Source organism: Trichococcus shcherbakoviae (genome assembly GCF_963666195.1).
GTDB lineage: Bacteria > Bacillota > Bacilli > Lactobacillales > Aerococcaceae > Trichococcus > Trichococcus shcherbakoviae.
This window is the reverse complement of the sequence record NZ_OY762653.1, coordinates 2,453,373-2,470,820: the sequence shown is the minus strand read 5'-3', so window position 1 is coordinate 2,470,820 and position 17,448 is coordinate 2,453,373. Positions and strand designations below refer to the sequence as shown.

13 protein-coding genes are annotated in these 17,448 nt (G+C 48.5%); 2 read left to right on the top strand and 11 right to left on the bottom strand.

The genetic code is table 11. The annotated features are described in order from the left end of the window. The first annotated feature begins 499 nt into the window (after positions 1-499). The gene (locus ACKPBX_RS11695; RefSeq protein WP_319995491.1) at positions 500-1,867 is read left to right on the top strand and encodes a glucosamine inositolphosphorylceramide transferase family protein; all 1,368 of its coding nucleotides are present in this window, start codon (positions 500-502) and stop codon (positions 1,865-1,867) included. Continuing rightward, positions 1,798-4,530, top strand: a complete 2,733-nt coding sequence (locus ACKPBX_RS11690; RefSeq protein WP_319995490.1) for a glucosamine inositolphosphorylceramide transferase family protein — start codon at positions 1,798-1,800, stop codon at positions 4,528-4,530. The genes ACKPBX_RS11695 and ACKPBX_RS11690 overlap by 70 nt, the downstream gene beginning before the upstream one ends. A 100-nt stretch (positions 4,531-4,630) precedes the next feature. Here the strand turns inward: ACKPBX_RS11690 and ACKPBX_RS11685 are convergent, their stop codons facing one another. The 11 genes from ACKPBX_RS11685 to ACKPBX_RS11635 all read right to left on the bottom strand — a co-directional run bounded on the left by ACKPBX_RS11685 (position 4,631) and on the right by ACKPBX_RS11635 (position 16,920). Next, positions 4,631-5,602: a glycosyltransferase family 2 protein gene (locus tag ACKPBX_RS11685; RefSeq protein ID WP_319995489.1), complete on the bottom strand. Its 972-nt coding sequence runs from the start codon at positions 5,600-5,602 to the stop codon at positions 4,631-4,633. Positions 5,603-5,655: 53 nt separating this feature from the next. Continuing rightward, positions 5,656-6,570 (bottom strand): WlaTC/HtrL family glycosyltransferase, encoded by a 915-nt coding sequence (locus ACKPBX_RS11680; protein ID WP_319995488.1) that lies wholly within the window; start codon positions 6,568-6,570, stop codon positions 5,656-5,658. Next, positions 6,570-8,108, bottom strand: coding sequence for a lipopolysaccharide biosynthesis protein (locus ACKPBX_RS11675; RefSeq protein WP_068559242.1), 1,539 nt, complete (start codon positions 8,106-8,108; stop codon positions 6,570-6,572). Before ACKPBX_RS11675 ends, ACKPBX_RS11680 begins: the two co-directional genes overlap by 1 nt. A gap of 54 nt (positions 8,109-8,162) precedes the next feature. Next, complete coding sequence (locus tag ACKPBX_RS11670; protein ID WP_319995487.1) at positions 8,163-9,347, bottom strand: glycosyltransferase family 4 protein; 1,185 nt, start codon at positions 9,345-9,347, stop codon at positions 8,163-8,165. A gap of 44 nt (positions 9,348-9,391) precedes the next feature. Beyond that, the gene (locus ACKPBX_RS11665) at positions 9,392-10,432 is read right to left on the bottom strand and encodes a glycosyltransferase family 2 protein (RefSeq protein ID WP_319996435.1); all 1,041 of its coding nucleotides are present in this window, start codon (positions 10,430-10,432) and stop codon (positions 9,392-9,394) included. Positions 10,433-10,956: 524 nt separating this feature from the next. Beyond that, entirely contained in the window at positions 10,957-12,177 is a 1,221-nt protein-coding gene (locus ACKPBX_RS11660; protein WP_068559247.1) for an LCP family glycopolymer transferase, read from the bottom strand. A 345-nt stretch (positions 12,178-12,522) separates the two neighbouring features. Beyond that, a complete protein-coding gene (locus tag ACKPBX_RS11655; protein ID WP_319995486.1) occupies positions 12,523-13,299 on the bottom strand; it encodes a tyrosine-protein phosphatase in 777 nt (258 codons plus the stop codon). Further along, positions 13,296-14,033: a CpsD/CapB family tyrosine-protein kinase gene (locus ACKPBX_RS11650; protein ID WP_319995485.1), complete on the bottom strand. Its 738-nt coding sequence runs from the start codon at positions 14,031-14,033 to the stop codon at positions 13,296-13,298. Before ACKPBX_RS11650 ends, ACKPBX_RS11655 begins: the two co-directional genes overlap by 4 nt. Before the next feature lie 13 nt (positions 14,034-14,046). Further along, positions 14,047-14,787: a YveK family protein gene (locus tag ACKPBX_RS11645; protein ID WP_319995484.1), complete on the bottom strand. Its 741-nt coding sequence runs from the start codon at positions 14,785-14,787 to the stop codon at positions 14,047-14,049. A 290-nt stretch (positions 14,788-15,077) separates the two neighbouring features. Beyond that, positions 15,078-15,827 carry a type I methionyl aminopeptidase gene (gene map / locus ACKPBX_RS11640; RefSeq protein ID WP_319995483.1) on the bottom strand — a complete coding sequence of 250 codons (750 nt, stop codon included), beginning with the start codon at positions 15,825-15,827 and terminating at the stop codon, positions 15,078-15,080. 439 nt (positions 15,828-16,266) lie between these two features. Then, on the bottom strand, positions 16,267-16,920 hold the full coding sequence (locus ACKPBX_RS11635) for a VanZ family protein (protein ID WP_319995482.1): 654 nt from the start codon (positions 16,918-16,920) through the stop codon (positions 16,267-16,269). Positions 16,921-17,448 lie beyond the last annotated feature (528 nt).

Genomic DNA, 17,448 nt, shown 5'->3' with positions numbered 1-17,448 from the left:
AATATATGGATCGCTTTTGCAAAGATAAGTTTACGTGCTCACTGTCACACTTATTTGTACTTGAAGGAATAATGACACATATAAAAATGCAGTCCTACAGAATGTCAAATAGGGCTACTCACTCCTCCGTGATTTGTAGTGTACAACTACTCTACAGGGGAAGAATACAATAATATACGCCGAAGGCGCAACGATTTTCATTTCGTTTTGTGCCTTGAGCGAAGCGAAAGGAATGCTTATAAATATGAAAAAAAGGTACCTTTTGCTGGCTCCTCTCCTACTAATAGTTACCTTATTGGGTAATATGCCTATCGTAAAGGCATCAACAGAAGAGCCAACACAAGCTACACAATTACTTGTACCTGAAGCTACCTTTGGAGAAACAGTTCCCATAGATGAGCTCCCGGCCCTTGCAACAATGGAAACCCAAACGCCTTTGATTACTGAAGTCCCAGCAACCGAAATACCCCCACTAAATACTGATCCGGTTGAAAACCAAATGATGCCCTCTGTTGAAACTGACACGGAAAATCCTTCAGAAACTCAACTAGAAACTAAGGATCCTATTTCAGCAGAAGTTGCTGTTGAAGAAGCAATCGCTGCCGTTGCAGCTTTGACGAGCGTGAGCGAATTAACAGGATTAGATCCGACTTCGGGGATTACCAATCCAATCATTACAAAAGATATTGTGACCGACCGAACCGGACAGCTCGGCGTTGCGGAACCGTACATCGTCTTCGAAGACGGCGTTTACCACATGTTCTTCGACGTCATCCTCGGATACAATCCGGCTACGCAAGCCACAGCCGATGAAATCGGACATGCCTACAGCACAGATATGATCAACTGGGCCTACACACAGATCGTCCTTGGCGAAGAAACCAACGGAACAAGAGCCGCATCCCCTTACGTGATGGAATATGAAGACACCTACTATATGGTCCCTGACCGTGCCGGCGATGTCAATGTTTATCAAGCATCCTCCTTCCCGCTCGAATGGGAACTGTACGGCACACTGTTATCCGGCAATTTCGTCGATCCATTGGTCTTCTCGATGGACAACATCTGGTACATGACCGTTTCCGAATTGCCTTACAACAGCCTATCGCTTTACTACAATACTTCCGGGGATTGGCGCAACAGCAGCTGGGTACTGCATTCCAGCAGCCAGCTCCTTCCTGAAACATCAACGGAAGGCGGACTCCGTAATGCAGGCAATGCCTTCATCTACGAAAATTCAGTCATCATTCCGGTCGAAGTCACTCCGAAATCCAACAATATTTACGGAGAATACACAGACTGGTACGAACTGTCCAACTTGTCAACGACTACTGTCACCGTAACCAGAAGAAGCAATGCCGTCATCTCGCAATACAATGACGAGTGGAACGGCGATGCGATGCACCATATCTCCTATGTTGCAGCAGGAACCGGTTACTACTATGCTACTGACGGATACAACTGGAACAACAACGAATACAGCATCGGCTTATTCACAGGCTCCGACCCTTCGGATTCCCAAGATCCGGTGATTCCGACTGACCCTATCGACCCGGTTGATCCTATCGACCCGGTTGATCCTATCGACCCGGTTGATCCTATCACCCGGTTGATCCTATCGACCCGACTGATCCTATCGACCCGGTTGATCCTATCGACCCGGTTGATCCTATCGACCCGGTTGATCCTATCGACCCGGTTGATCCTATCGACCCGGTTGATCCTATCGACCCGGTTGATCCTATCGACCCGACTGACCCTATCGACCCGACTGACCCTATCGACCCGGTTGATCCGATGGATCCGACTACAGTTCCAACCGTACCGGTGGACTTGTCTGCAATCGCAGGTGCTGAAAATCCGCTGATCACCAAAGAAATGGTGACTGACCGGACCGGCCAGCTCGGCGTTGCAGAACCGTATATCGTTTTCGAAGACGGCGTTTACCACATGTTCTTTGACGTCATCCTCGGATACAATCCGGATACTGGATCCACAGCCGATGAAATCGGACACGCATACAGCACCGACATGATCAACTGGACTTACACGCAGATCGTTCTTGGCGAAGAAACCAACGGAACAAGAGCCGCATCCCCTTACGTGATGGAATATGAAAACACCTACTACATGGTCCCTGACCGTGTCGGCGATGTCATTGTCTATCAAGCTTCGTCATTCCCGCTCGAATGGGAACTGTACGGCACACTGTTATCCGGCAATTTCGTCGATCCATTGGTCTTCTCGATGGACAACATCTGGTACATGACCGTTTCTGAATTGCCTTACAACAGCCTATCGCTTTACTACAATACTTCCGGGGATTGGCGCAACAGCAGCTGGGTACTGCATTCCAGCAGCCAGATCCTTCCTGAAACAACTACAGAAGGCGGACTGCGGAACGGCGGGATGCCGATCATCTATGATAATTCCGTTGTGATCCCAGTGGAAGTGACCCCTAAATCCAACAACATCTACGGGGAATACACGACCTGGTACGAATTATCCAATTTGTCGCCAACGACCGTCACTGTTACGAACAAAGGCACAGCCGTCATTTCCCAATACAACGACGAATGGAACGGCGATGCGATGCATCACATTTCCTATATCGCTGTAGGGGATGGCTTCTACTACGCGACTGACGGGTACAATTGGAACAATAATGAATACAGCATCGGAATCTTCAAGGGCGCTACCACCACAAATCCTACAGATCCTACTGATCCTACTGACCCAACTGACCCAACTGATCCGGTCTTGCCAACTGCTCCTTTGACTATGGAAGATATCTCCTTGTATTACAGCGTGAAGAATCCTATTCTGTCCATCGCCAGCATCACGGACAGAGTGGCAAACCAAGGGATTGCTAACCCATACATCGTCTTGGATGACGGCACCTATCATGTGTTCTTCAATACTATTCAAGCCTACAACCCGACTACGGGTGTAACGGCTGACGAAATTGGACATGCATGGAGCAACGATCTGCAACAATGGAATTACACTCAAGTGGTGTTGGGAGTCGATACCACTGGCACAAATGTCGCTTCACCTTATGTCTTTATGTATCAAGATGAGTACTATATGGTACCGGATCTGAGCGGAGATGTGAATGTTTATAAAGCTTCTTCTTTCCCATTAGGTTGGGAATTGTACGGAACGCTCTTGAGCGGCAATTTCGTCGACCCACTCGTCTTTGTAGAGGATGACATCTGGTATCTAGCCGTCACTGATCAACCGTATGATAGCCTTTCTCTCTACTACAACAATTCCGGTGATTGGCGCAACAATAGCTGGACACTGCATCCGCAAGGATCGATCATTACAGCTACCGCAACCGAATCCGATCTGCGGACGGCCGGTAATCCATTCTACTATGATGGAGCCGTTGTCCTGCCGATTCAAGTCACGCCGACTGACGGCCGCTACGGCGAATACACGTATTGGTACCAATTGTCCAATCTGTCCCCGACGACCGTATCTGTCATCAATCTCGGACTTGCAGTAGAGGCGCAGAAGAATGAAGCTTGGAATAGTGACGCGATGCATCATATCTCGAATGCGACGTTCGGAACCGGAAATATTTACATAGTGGATGGAATGAACGATGGTATCTACACGATCGGACTTTACACCGATCTGCAGCAGTCCATCTCTCCGCCTGTCGCAGTGCCGTTCCCGAATATTATGAATCCGATTCTGACGACTTCGATTGTGACGGACCGCACTGGCCAGTCCGGAATCGCCGACCCATTCATTTACCTTGATAACGGCATCTACTACATCTTCTTCGAAATCATCGGTGGTTACAATGCCTCAACTGGTTTGACCGCTGATGAGGTTGGATATGTCTGGAGTGCTGATCTGATTAATTGGACTTACGGTCAAGTCGTCATCGGTCCTTCCCTACAAGGCGTTCGGGCAGCTTATCCAAACATATTCACTTACGAGAACAACTATTACATGGTTCCGGATATCGCTGATGATATAAATATTTATACCACAACCGACTTCCCGAACAATTGGACCTACTATTCCACATTGCTGCAAGGAACCTTTTCTGACACGAACATCTTCATGATCGACGATGTCTGGTATATGACTACCGCAGAAGCACCATATATGAATCTCTCCCTTTACCACAACACATCAGGTGATTGGCGGAACGATCAGTGGGTATGGCAAGAGGACATCCTGATTGGTACCGGTGATGAATATAGCTACCGGAGTGCGGGAAACCCGTTCATTTACGATGACTACATCATCATGCCGGTTCAAGTTCACCCTGGCGGTGGAATGTATGGAGAGTACACCTATTGGGTTAAACTTTCCAACTTCTCAACGACAGATGTCGACGTTGATATCATGAGTACTGCCGTCACAGCCAGCTTCGATGGAGGATGGAATGATGAGTCGATGCACCACATCTCTCATGCGGACTATCTGGACGGGTACGTTTATCTTACCGATGGGTATAATGACGGCGTTTACTCACTAGGCCTCTACATAGAGGATTACTTGGTCTGACATCTAGTCTTAAAAGCAGTTATTTACGCTAAACACCTAAAAAAGCCATCCAGCTTGGAGAACCCTTTCGGATTCGCTCAAGCAGATGGCTTGTTTTTGTTCACTTTTTGATGGTTTTGATCACCTTATAGACGGGGGTCGCGACGTTCGGAAATGCCAAAAATACTGCATAAAGACTGTTCAGCTTCGGCTTCCCGCTCGCTTTGAGCGCTTGACGGGCTGCAGCCAACTTTTCGATGACTGCTTTTTTCCCGTCTGCATCATTTTGCGCATCCAACGTCAGGATGGCCGCCAAGGATTCGGTGAATAAGGACCGGTAGCTCTTGTCGCTGTAGTCCGACTGTCCGTACGCATGGAAATAGGCCGCCCTCTCCTTCAGGGCATCCAAATAATCCAGCTTGTTCTTCAGCTTGAAGCCTTCGCCCATGATGCTGTCTGCGCGCTGCCAGTAATAAAGCAACGGCTCAGTTGTGAAGGCAATCTTCCCGGCTTTGTCCAACAGCTTGTAGGTCGTGAACTCATCTTCGTGGATCCTGCCGACGGGATAACGGATCCCTTCGAACAGTTCCGCTTTGTAAAGCTTGCCCCAGGCGACGACCATCTGCTCATGGAACGCGCCGAAATGGATGATGTGATCCAACGCCTGTCGGCTGGTGAAGCTGAAGGTCTTCGGCTCCTCCGTCCGTTCCGGCAACGATTCCGTCGCTGTGCGCAGGAAATTGCAGGCTGAGACATCCGCATCCGATTCATCGAGAATCTGAAGCAAATTCTCCAAATAGCGCTCGTTTATCCAATCATCGCTGTCAAGGAACGTCAGGTAGCGTCCCTTGGCGGTCGGTATGCCGGCATTCCGGGCGTCCGACAGACCACCGTTCGGTTTGTGGATGACGTGGATGCGGCTGTCGCGCTTGGCGTAATCTTCGCAAATGTCGCCGCTGTTATCCGGCGAACCGTCATCGACCAAGATCAGTTCCCAGTCGCTGTACGTCTGTGCCAACACAGAATCCACACAACGCGGCAGGAGATCGGCCACTTTATAGACCGGTACGATAATACTGATTAATCTGCTCATGCTAATTCCTTTCTTCGGCTGCTTGTTTGTCTGCCGGATTGCATTTTAAAAATTTAGACTTTGTAGCGCTTGGCTGCGTCATAAATGCGTTTACAGAACAACAATCGGCGCTTGATGAAATAGAGCTTCAATTTGATTTCGGCCAGGAAAGAACGTTTTTCTTCGACCTTTTCAACCATCTTCAGGTGCTGGCCGCCGTATTCCTTCATCGGCATGAACCAGTCGGAAAGATGGACATCGAAAATTTCCGGCCGCTCGCGATAGGACATCATCAGCAATTGTTGGTCATCATCGATGCAATCCAGCATCACTAATGCTTCCATCGCTTTTTTGGTCAAGTTCCACAGATCATCAGCCAAACTGTCAGGCAGGATGACCGGCGCGCCCATCAGGCATTCGGAAAGGAACTGCAATTGGAACCCGGCATGGATCTTGTTCGGATCGCTCAAGCTGAACAGATGGACTTTATCCTCCAGATCCGTTTGCCATAAGTAGTCGAAATCGGCGGCATCACTGAAGCTCTTGCCACCGTGGTTGAAGCCGAAGTCGAGCCAGGCCAGCATGCCTGTGGCCAAGCCCTTCTCGACCGCATCATACAAACACCAGTATTTCATCAGCATGATGTAATCATAATTGGCTTTGTTGTCGGGCCACTCCGGATCGGTATTCGCCCGGAACTGATGGAAATCAGACTTCAATTCTACGGCTGCCATGCGCTCATAAAGGGCAGGTTCAACCTCAAACACATCCGCAACTTCGATGACGACGGTCTTGTCGGCCAAGCCGAATTCGCCGCGGATCTCCATCACTTTCGGAGCCAGTTCCGGCGTCGTATAGACGACGATCTGATTTTGGATCCGTGCCCAAAATCGGAAGTAGTCCAAATATTTTTCTACGCTTCTTGAATAGAACGCATATTTATCGCGGCCAATATCAAAAAAGCCGGTTACGATCGTGATTTCTCTCATCAGTTTTTTCCCCTCTTCAATAATTTACTGGATACAAGCAGCTGCAATTTGTCGCGTTCAGCTTTGCCGAACAGCAAGAAGTAGTTGATCACCAAGCCCACAATACCGCAGCCGACAGCTGCTGCACCCAATGCGGGCCAACCATCGATCGCCGGCACTACCAATTTCACCCCGACAAACGTCAGGACCATCAGCACGGTTACGGCAAAGTAACGCAGAATGATCGGATAAAAAATCGTCTTTTTCTGCTTCAGACAGGTTGCGGCATAGATCGGCATGAAGGTCATATTGGCGATGAAACCCACCGACGTGCTGACACCGGCGATCGCCAGTATCCCCAGATCGGTCGTGTTCAGCAAAAGAAAAACGAGCATGACATCAAATATGCTGATGCAGAACCAGAACAGCGAATTCATCTTCAAACGGTTCGTGATCAGGAAGACGTTGTACATCCCCGTGATCGGCGGAGAATCCAAGAACGGAAAAATCGTCAGCAAAAGCAGTACATAAATCATGTCCGCGTCCTGCGTCGGCACCCACAATTGGATCAGCTCATGACCGAAGGCAACGAGAATCGCAGCCGGGATATTCGCGAAGGCCGAGGTCAAAAGCATGTTCTGCCTCAATTCCACCAACAAACTCTTGATGTCATTCTTCGCGTAATGATAAGTCAACTGCGGCGCAAAGAGATTGGAAATGCTCGCAACGACTTGGTTCAGGATATTGCTCAATGTTTTTGCTACGGAAAGTTGCCCCATCGCGATGGAACTGATGAACAGGTTGCTGATCAGGAGGTCCAGTCCGTCCGATAGCGTTTGGCTCAGGCTGCTGATGCTGCTCCAGACACCGGAAGCGAACAGTTTTTTGACTTTCGCCATCGAGAAATCAAGCGGTCGGATTTTGATGTCGGGAACCAATTTGCGCGTATAGTGAATGTTTGATATAAGAACAAAAGCCGTGCAAATCAGCATCACCAACCCGACGATTGCCACGGTTGTCGGCAACACAGAGAAGAATACTATGAAAAGGATCGCCTTCAGCGTATAGGAAACGGCATTGATCAAACTGCTGATATAGAGACGATTCGTGATGAACGTCGCCACTGTGAAGACGGTACTGATGATCGACAGCATAAAGTTGAGGAAAACCAGTGTGTACAATTGTTTCACACTCACGACTAATTCAGCCGGAATGTTGATCAGTTTATCCAAGTTCGTGACCACAAACAGACCGAGCACCGCGAACAAGACGGCCATGACGATGTTCGCCATCAGGACTGAATTGAAATATTGATTGGCTTCTTTCTTGTCGTCCTTATGGTAAGCGATCGTGATGAATCGGCCCGCGACCGAGTTCAGCGCGACCGTGATGATGACCGCATAGTTGGCCATCGAATTCGCGAGGTTCACGAACCCGTAAGCTTCCACCCCGATGTTATTGACGATGTAATCGGAGAGGAAAAAGTTGATCCCCAGGTTGAGCACCAAGGTTACGATGCTGGCGATCATGTTGATGGATAATGTTTTTTCTTTATTCATGAATTTTGATGATTCCTCCTTATTCAGGGGGGAGCCTTTCCGGCCGATACCCTTTTATCTGTCCTTGAAACGGTCCACGAAATCGGTGTAGAAAACTTCCTTCGTGTAACGCAGTGAGCGTTCCTTGGCATTTTTTGCCATTTGGCTGCGTAATGTCTCGTTTTCCTTGAGGGTAGTGATGCTGTCCGCCAGTTTGCTGACCAAATCAGCGTTGCGTTCCAGGATCATCGCCAATTCCGGCGTCGCATACTCGGGGATTCCTCCCGAATTCGTTACGATCAGCGGTCTGCCTACCGCCATTGCTTCGAGGACGACCAAGCCGGCCGCCTCTTCGATCAGGGTCGGCACGCTCACGACATCGGCGATGGCATAAAAGCGATAGGTCTCTGCGTTGGCGACATATCCCGTGAACACCATCCGATCGGCGTTCTTCTTCACCAATGCCTCAACCTCTTCCAGATAGTCCGATTTGTCCTTCAAGGCAAAATTCGGGCTGCCCATGATGAGCAGCTTCACGGTCGGATCAGCGACTTTTTCCAATGCCAGAATCAGTTCCTTGACCCCTTTTTCCGGGATGACCCTCCCGCAGAACAAGACCACGAAATCAGTGGGAGAAAGCCCCAGGTCCTTGCGCAAGGCTGTTTTTTCTTCGCTGCTGAGGCTGTCCGCAAAACGATCGTTGTCGATCGCATTCGGCAGCACCGTCACCTGTCCGGAATCCATGCTGGAGGTCGCCAGCCATTCGTCCTTGACGAAACGGCTGACCGTCAACACTTCCCCGAATACGCTGTCCAGTTCGGCATCTCCGCGCAGATGATGGTGCAGGTGCAGAAAGACGTTTTCCTTTCCGAGCGCCTGCGTGAATTGCTTGAAAACGGCGTAATCCCCGCCTTCAGCGACCACCGCATCCGGCTTGGCGGCCAACACTTTGCGCACCCCCAACCAATAATACAGGTTCGGGCGCGAAAAGCGGATTTTGAGCAGTTTCCTCATCAATACCTTGACCGCTTTGTAGGCGCCCGCAAACAAGAGGTTGCGCTTGATGTAGATGAAATCCGTCTGCTTGTATTTCTGGCTGCGCGCTTCGGCCTCCTCGTCGTGGATGGAAACGACCAAAAAGCGCACTTTCTTTTCTATTTCATTCTGTTCGATCAACAACTCCAGCAAAGTCTCGATCGCTCCGCCTTTGACGGCAGGAACCGGCAGGATGCCTGGAGAAAATAAACAGATAGTCTTCACTCGTCGATCCCCTCTCCTCATACTTTTCTATGGACAGCTATAGTTTAGCCTTTCCCCATTGCAGCTTTGATTCGGTTGAACAGGCTGTAATAAAGATAGAGCGCAACGCTGGCTTTCTTCTTCATCAAGGTCAGCTCCAGTTTCTTCCGCGATTCGGCTTCGCCCAAATCCAAGCGGGTGAGGATCGCTTTGAGTACCGGATCTTTCAGGATGGCGGTGATATTCTTGATCTTTGCGCCCATCGGCTGGTGATTGCTTTTGTGCGCCTCATTCGCCAGCGACAGCAAAGCGATGATGATATAGCGCATATCCAGGCGCTGGGCCAATTCGTCCGCCTTGCCTTCGCGCTCCAACAGCGCCTGCAGCTTACGGAAAGCATGGATTTGGCGTTCATGGAAAGCTTTTTTGTAGGAATTAACGACCGAACTCTCGTGGACGCGGTAATGGTAGTGGCTGCCATCATCGATGGCGATGCGCTCGCTTTTGAGGAAAGCTTCGACGCAGACAAGCAAGTCTTCCATGAAGGCGACTTCCTTGTCGAACCAGATATTTTCGCCTTCCAGCAGCTCGCGCTTGATCAAAAGGCGGCAGACGCTGCCCATGATGTCCGTTTCCCCGCTCTTGAAGCTCGGTTTGGCGATGACATTCGCCACGATATCGCCGAGGATCGCATCCTTTTCGATGACCCCGGTTTGTTTCATCAGGACTGGATCGGTGCCTTCCTTCGTCTCTTTGACATAATTGCACATGCAGATGTCCGCTTGCGCTGCCGTAAGTGTCGCAAGCATGCGTTCGTACATGTCCGCGTCCACCCAATCATCCGGGTCGACGAAGCCCACGTACTGCCCAGTAGCTGCACGCAGACCGTCGTTGCGCGCTTCCGAAACGCCCCCGTTCGGTTTGTCGATCAGGCGGATCCGGTCGTCTGTGGCGGAGAGCGCCACGCAGACAGCCAGACTGTCATCCGTCGAACCGTCGTTTATCAGTATGATTTCGATTTCCTTCAGCGTCTGGTTGGTTAAGCTATCGACGCATTGGTTTAAGTAAGGTGCCGCGTTGTAGACCGGCACGATGATGCTGACCATTGGTTTCACCCTAGGTCCTCCTCCCGATCCTGCCTCTGCAGGATGTATTGGCTGACGTTGCGCCCCAAAATGTGCGCAGTTTGCCCATTACCCTCTAGTATAAGTCAATTAACCGGAATGAAAAAGGAAAAATAACAATCTTAACAAAATTGTAAAGGCGGATTGATGGTTTGGAGGGGATCTCGGGGTCGTCACTTGGGCGTGACGATGTATTTTTGGTGGATTGGTTCCCAATTAACCCGCCAAACGGGCTGCGGCGGGGAAAAGGGAACGGTGCAGCTGCAGAATAAACTGCCAAACCACATTTGGCGGGTTTTCCGCTGAATATTCGCATCCAATTTACCCGCCAAGGTGCTTTTGGCGGGCTATTCCGGCTCTCCGCCAGTCAAAGACGCAGCCGCGACTGAAAAATGCCAAAACCTGATCATACAAGCCATTCCACAGAAAAAGGATGGGCAGTCTGCCCATCCTTCCATCTTTTTCGTACTCTTTATTTGCACCGCTTACTGATCAAATGACTCATCTTAATAAGCCGAGTCATAGATTTCTTCTTCGTAATAGGTGTCGTCCTGGACAGGCTCTTCATAATAGTAATCTTCGGTATACGTTTCTTCTTCGATATACGGATCGGAATAGTTCGGCGTGTAGACATCAGTTTGTCCGTACGTGGACGAATCGTATGTCGTATCCGTGTAGGAAGAATCCGTCGCGGAAGATTGAGTATCATAATACGGCTCACTGTCCGATGTCGAGATCTCTTCGATTGTCACTTCCGGCAATTCCAACTCAGCCCGTAGGATGTTGGACAAGCGCAACCGTTCTTCCGGATTTACGTAATAGTAATAAATTTCGTCGATGTAGACTTCTTCGCCTTCAACATAGAATTGTTGGAAATTCTCCATTGATTTGCGGTACCCGCTGGCGATGGAAAGGATTTCGTCCAATGACATATTTAATTGGACATTGTCTTCCAAAGTGGCCAGGATATTTTTATAGTTCACGACCGTTCCCATCGTCAAGACTTTATCCAAGATGGCTTTGATAACCATCTGTTGGCGTTTCTGTCTGCCGAGGTCGCCTTCCGGATCCTGTTTTCTCATCCGCGAGAATTGCAGCGCTTCGAAACCGTTCAGGATCCTTGTTTCTCCCTCGATGAATTGCGGACCATAGAAATCGAACGTCAGCGGACTCGTGATTTCGACACCGCCGATGGCATCAACGATGTCCGTCAATCCGTCAAAGTTCACTTCAACGTAATAATCGATCGGAACATTCAAAAATTCCTGGACCGTATTGATGGACATTTCCGTACCGCCAAAAGCATACGCATGGTTCATCTTGTCATAGTAGTCACCGTAATAATCGTACACATCGCTGTATCCGACGATTTCCGCGTAGCTATCGCGCGGGATGCTCAAAAGTGTTGTTGTCTTTGTGTTCGGATTCACTGTGCAGACGATGATCGTGTCGCTGCGTCCTGTTTCCGTGCGCTCTTCTTCAGCAGTACCCGTGTCAGCTCCCAGCAACAAGAACGAAATCGGCTGCGTTGCCGTCTCTACTTCGATCGATTCTTCCCGCATTTCGACTACACTCACCTCGTTGTAGATCGATTCTGCGGTGCTGCCGATGTCGGAATAAGCCTTAAAAAAGTATGCAACGACACCGACCATCGCAACCATCAGAATGGAAAAGATGACCTTCCATACCCTTTTTCTCCCTTGTCTGTTTTTTCTGGTTTCATTCATTATGCGTTCCTCTTTCTCTTGAATGAATATTTATGCATAAAACAATTGTTTTTCAGGATTGCTCCTGGTCTGCCCTGTTCTAGCCAGCAATACTCGTTCATCAAGTATTTTGTTGAACATAACTATATAAAATCTCTTAGTCCATGCAAAAAGAAGCCCAACTGTCTATCCGAGGCACTTGTCATAGAATCTTAATAATATTATCAATAAACTGATGAACAATCAAGACGCTTAAGGAATTAGTAACACAACAGAAATAATTCAAATGGCTGAGCATTAAAAATATTTAAAAAAAAGCCAGGAGAACAAACTGCTTTGTTCCCCGGGCTTAGGACTTACGCATATTCACTTGCCGAACAATCGGAATCTTTTTTTCTTTTGATATACTTCAGACGGATCCTCCGTATGGACGACGTCTCCGTTGAAAAGATCTTTTGCGTTCTGTTTGAAATAAGCGACTTTCTCGGGTCCGAATTCTGCTTCAAGTTTAGCGACAGCTTTCCGGAAATGAAAACCTCTTCCGCGTGTGTTATGGGCATCCGATGCAAGGATGTGCACAAGGTTTGCTTCGATCAGTTGGTTGCTGAGCCTCGCGTTGTCTTTGCCAAAGGCCCCCACATAGCTGCTCGCAGTAACTTGTGCCAACGCGCCCCTTTCAATGAAAGGAAGCAATATATTTGGATCATCAATGATCGCCTGATTCCGTTCCGGATGAACGATGACCGGCGTGATGCCTTTTTGTCGTAGTTTAAAAAATAATGATTCTGTAAAATGCGGTATCGACATGGTCGGGAATTCAATCAACAAATATTGTGATTCGTCGTCGATGAATAAAATATCCCCTTTCTCGATATCTTCCAGTATTTCTCCGTTGATGCGGAGTTCTTGTCCAGGAAAAAGGGTCAGACCGATCCCTCTGCTGTCCAGTTCTGCTTGCAGAGCTGCTGTAGCTTCCATGACAGCCTCTTTTGGGTTCAAATATTTGCCGTTTTTATGATGCGGCGTCACAAGGATGTGGGAGATTCCTTCGGCAACGGCTTGTTGGGCCATCGCCAAGGAATCATCCAATGTTCGAGCTCCGTCATCGACACCAGGCAACAGATGACAATGAAGATCGATCACTTCGCTTCCCCCTCGTTTGTATAACCATAACCGTAGTAGGAATAATCAGTTTTCTTCTCTACACCATTGAAAACCACGCCCAATATGTTCGCGTTCACCATTTCCAATAACTCTTTCGCGTTCAGGACAGAATCTTTTTGTGCCACACCATGACGGATTACCAACACAACGCCGTCAGATTTTGCAGCCATGATTTGCGCATCAGTCACTGATGTCACCGGAGGCATATCATAGATGATGATGTCGTACATCTCTTCGAATCGTTTCATCAACCCGTTCATACGGTTTGAGTTCAACAACTCGGATGGATTCGGCGGAATCGGTCCGCTTGTCAAAGCATGCAATTCTGTTCTGGGCACGTGTTGGATAACCTCGTCAATTTTTTTGTCAGGTTCGCTCAAAAGTGTCGTCAAGCCCTCAACATTGCTCAAACCGAAAGTGCGTTGCACGGTCGGTCTGCGTAAATCCGCATCGACCAACAGCACGCGTTTCCCTTGGTCGGTAAAAACGGATGCCAAGTTTGCGGCTGTGGTTGATTTTCCTTCCCATGGACCGGATGATGTCATGACGATGGATTTCACATCGCGGTCGATCATTGAAAATTGTATATTTGTACGGATGGTCCGATATTGCTCAGCGATAACGGATTTCGGCCGCAATTTTGAGATTAGACTTAGACCTTTACGTTGTTGGCTGTCCAACTTCATGATCTTCTTTCTGCTTGATCCAAACATATCTTATCGTCTCCTATATGCGTCTTTTAGCTTTACGCGATTTTACATCAGGTGTTGCTTGAACAAAACGTGTAGCTGTCAACTCTTCTTCTGACATCAGCGAAACAGTTCCCAAATTCGACCAACCCAACTGTGCGATGAACTTTTCGTCCTTGACTGTCTTGTCCATGAACTCAACAAGAAATGCAAACCCAATACCGATCATCATTCCGACCAATAAACCAAGCACAAGGTTCATCGCTGTATTCGGTGATACAGGACTCGGGTTTGCGACTGCCTGAGAAAGGATCGTAACGCTATTTACGTCCAAAATCCCCCCGATTTTTTGCTCAAACGATGATGCTGTTGCATTTGCCAATTCTGCGGCAGTGAATGGATTGTCATCTGTGACCGTAATGCTGAACACTAATGAACTGTTCTCCGTTTGAACGGTTAGCTTGTTGCGTAATTCTGCTATCGTCAAATCGGATTCTGTGTTCCTGACAACATCCTCCAAAATGATGGGCTCTTTGATGATGCCCTGATACGTATTGATCAGACTTAGGTTAGTCTGGATATCTGCATTTGTGATTGCTTGGCCCGCATTTTGTGCCTGATTTACGACGATTTTGGATGTAGATTGATAAGTCGGTGTCACAAAAAAGAATGTATAAACAGCGGCCAACAACAACCCGGCCATACTCCACACGATGATCGAACCGAGACGTTGCTTCAATATTGCAAAGATTTCACCTAATGATATTTCTTCTTCCATGATTTCCCTCCTGATTACAAGCATTAATAATGACAATATCAACTGTCCAGCAGGGAAATCCAACGAAACCGCCAATTTCTCCACTGTAGAACAGTGTACTATACCGTTCTTGAAAAAACTATAATTATTTTACTGAATTTCTTGGTAAAGTTTTATTTTTAAGGAAATTAAATATAATACTATATCGCGCTTACTTCTGAAAAAAGAGCCCAGAATCTGGATTCGGGGCTTCATCTTTTCAAGAAAAGCGAAAACCAGTCCGCTGGCCGTCAAAATGCTGTCTCTTTAGCTTATTTTTGTTGTGTCAAAACTTTTGCGCCCTCTTTGGTGATTGCGATTGTGTGCTCGAATTGGCAGCTCAGACCGCCGTCTTTTGTGCGGGCTGTCCAGCCATTGTCGTCCATTTTGGACTTCCAGACTCCTGTATTGACCATCGGTTCGATCGTGATCGTCATGCCTTCCTTCAGGCGCAGGCCTTTGCCTGCATCACCGTAGTGCGGAATGGAAGGACTTTCGTGCATCGTCGGTCCGATGCCGTGGCCGATGAACTCGCGGACGACAGAGAATCCTTCGCCTTCGACATAAGTCTGGATCGCATGGCCGATATCGCCGACACGGTTGCCTGCTTTCGCCTGCTCGATGCCCAAGTACAAGGCTTTTTCAGTCACTTCCATCAGACGCTTCACTTCCGGTGCAGCTTCGCCGACCGCATAGCTCCAGCATGAATCGGACATGGCACCGTTGTAGTTCACGACTGTATCAACCTTGATCAGATCGCCGTCCTTCAGCACATATTTGCCCGGGAAGCCATGGCAGATTTCGTCGTTGACGCTCGTGCACGTCGCGTACTCGTATCCTTCGAAACCGATCTGTTCGCAGATGGCGCCAGCTGCTTCGATGCGCGCCTGCACAAAGTTGTTGATCTCCATCGTCGTCAAACCCGGCTTGATGAAACCGCGTAATTCTTCATGGATCCCCGCCAAAATTGCACCGGATTCTTCCATAGCTTGAATTTCGCGTTCAGATTTTAAAGTTATCATATTTATTCTATCCTCTTCCTATAAAGTATTCTTTCTCATTATACATTAAATGGACGAGATGGCTAAATTATTTTCTTCTGCTGGCAAAAAAACGCAACGAGAATTTTTGGGGGCGACCTGGCCCTGTTATTGGCCCGACCGGGAACATTTTCCTGAACGAAACGAAATTTCCCGTTGAGGACAGCCTCGCCGGGAATTATAGTATTTTTTGGGTCGATATTCCCGGTGAACATTTCCTCATCGGGAAATCCGATTTCTTCAAAAGGAATATTACCGGTGAGCGCGGCTTCGCCGAGAATTCAGCTAACATTTCATTTGGCTCTATTTCTTTGCTGACTTTCGACAGCTATTGAAAAATGTCATAAGTTCCTGGTAATCTCTTATTCTATATTAAAAGCACATATGTCAAAAGCCCAGAAACAATATCCAGTGCTTTCGGCTATTTCCCCTTCCGTCGCCTCCACAATTCCTGGGCACCCACATAAAGCAGGATACCAAGCGCTGCACCGAATCCATCGATGAAGACGTCCTTCACCAACGGTCCGCGGCCGGGTACGAAGATTTGATGGAACTCGTCACTGATGGCATACGCCACACAGAGCATGAGACCCATACCCCGCCGTTTCCAGTCGGACGCGGTGGGATTTTCATTCTTCATCGCATGCGAAACCAGGTATCCTAGGATCAGATAGGCGATGAAGTGGGCAGATTTCCTGATCAACCTGCCTGCGTAGGAAAAACTGGTGTTCTGCACGAAATCGACGAACAGGAACAGGCCGATCGCCAGCACCAAAAAAATGGCGGTTGCGCCGATGATCCAGTTTTTTTTAATGCCGAAAAGTTTCGGTTCGTCCTGTTTTGTTTCCAACAGATAGATCAGCAACATGACGCCTGCCAAAAACACGACCGTCCCCTGCGCACGCGTGAAATATTCGATGAACGCGGCAAGCTGATTGAGCACGTCCGCCAAGAAACGCGTCACGCTTCCGCTCAAGACGATGGACTGGTCCGCCGGTTGGGCCGAAAGGATGAAAATAACTAGCATCCATGCAATTACCGGTAGCCACTCATAATAGCGTCGCTCCCTTTTCACCGGCAGCCCTCCTTTCGATTCCGACTAAATGTTCCTTTCAGTATATCAGAAAGTGGCCGGCCGGTGTAGTGCGCCGGCCGAACATTTTTGCGCCCTTGCGCTCGTTCCTCCGGTGAGCGGCATCCTCGCAGTAGCTGGTGCCGACTTCTGCGGCTGTCCTCCGGCGAATTTCCCCTAACCGGAGCTGGTGCGTCACTACCAAAGGTTACCTCCGGGGACGCACGGCTTCGCCGGAGGTACGCCCCCCCTTCGAAAGCCGGATCAGCCGGCCTGGCATACATCCAGCTGACCAAAGTTAACAGCACAAAAAGGCAAGATCCGACGAAGCCACTGTTCGTCGGAGTTCTTGCCTTTCATTTTTTTCGGTGGCTATGGGATGCACATGGATTTGGTTATTCTTATAAGACTTTTTTGCTCACCAAGCGGATTATAGCGATAAAATTAGATAGAAGCCAAATGTATAGTCATGTCAAATTGTTTTTTATTGCACAAATATATTCTTTTGATTATTTAATCATCGGACTAAGT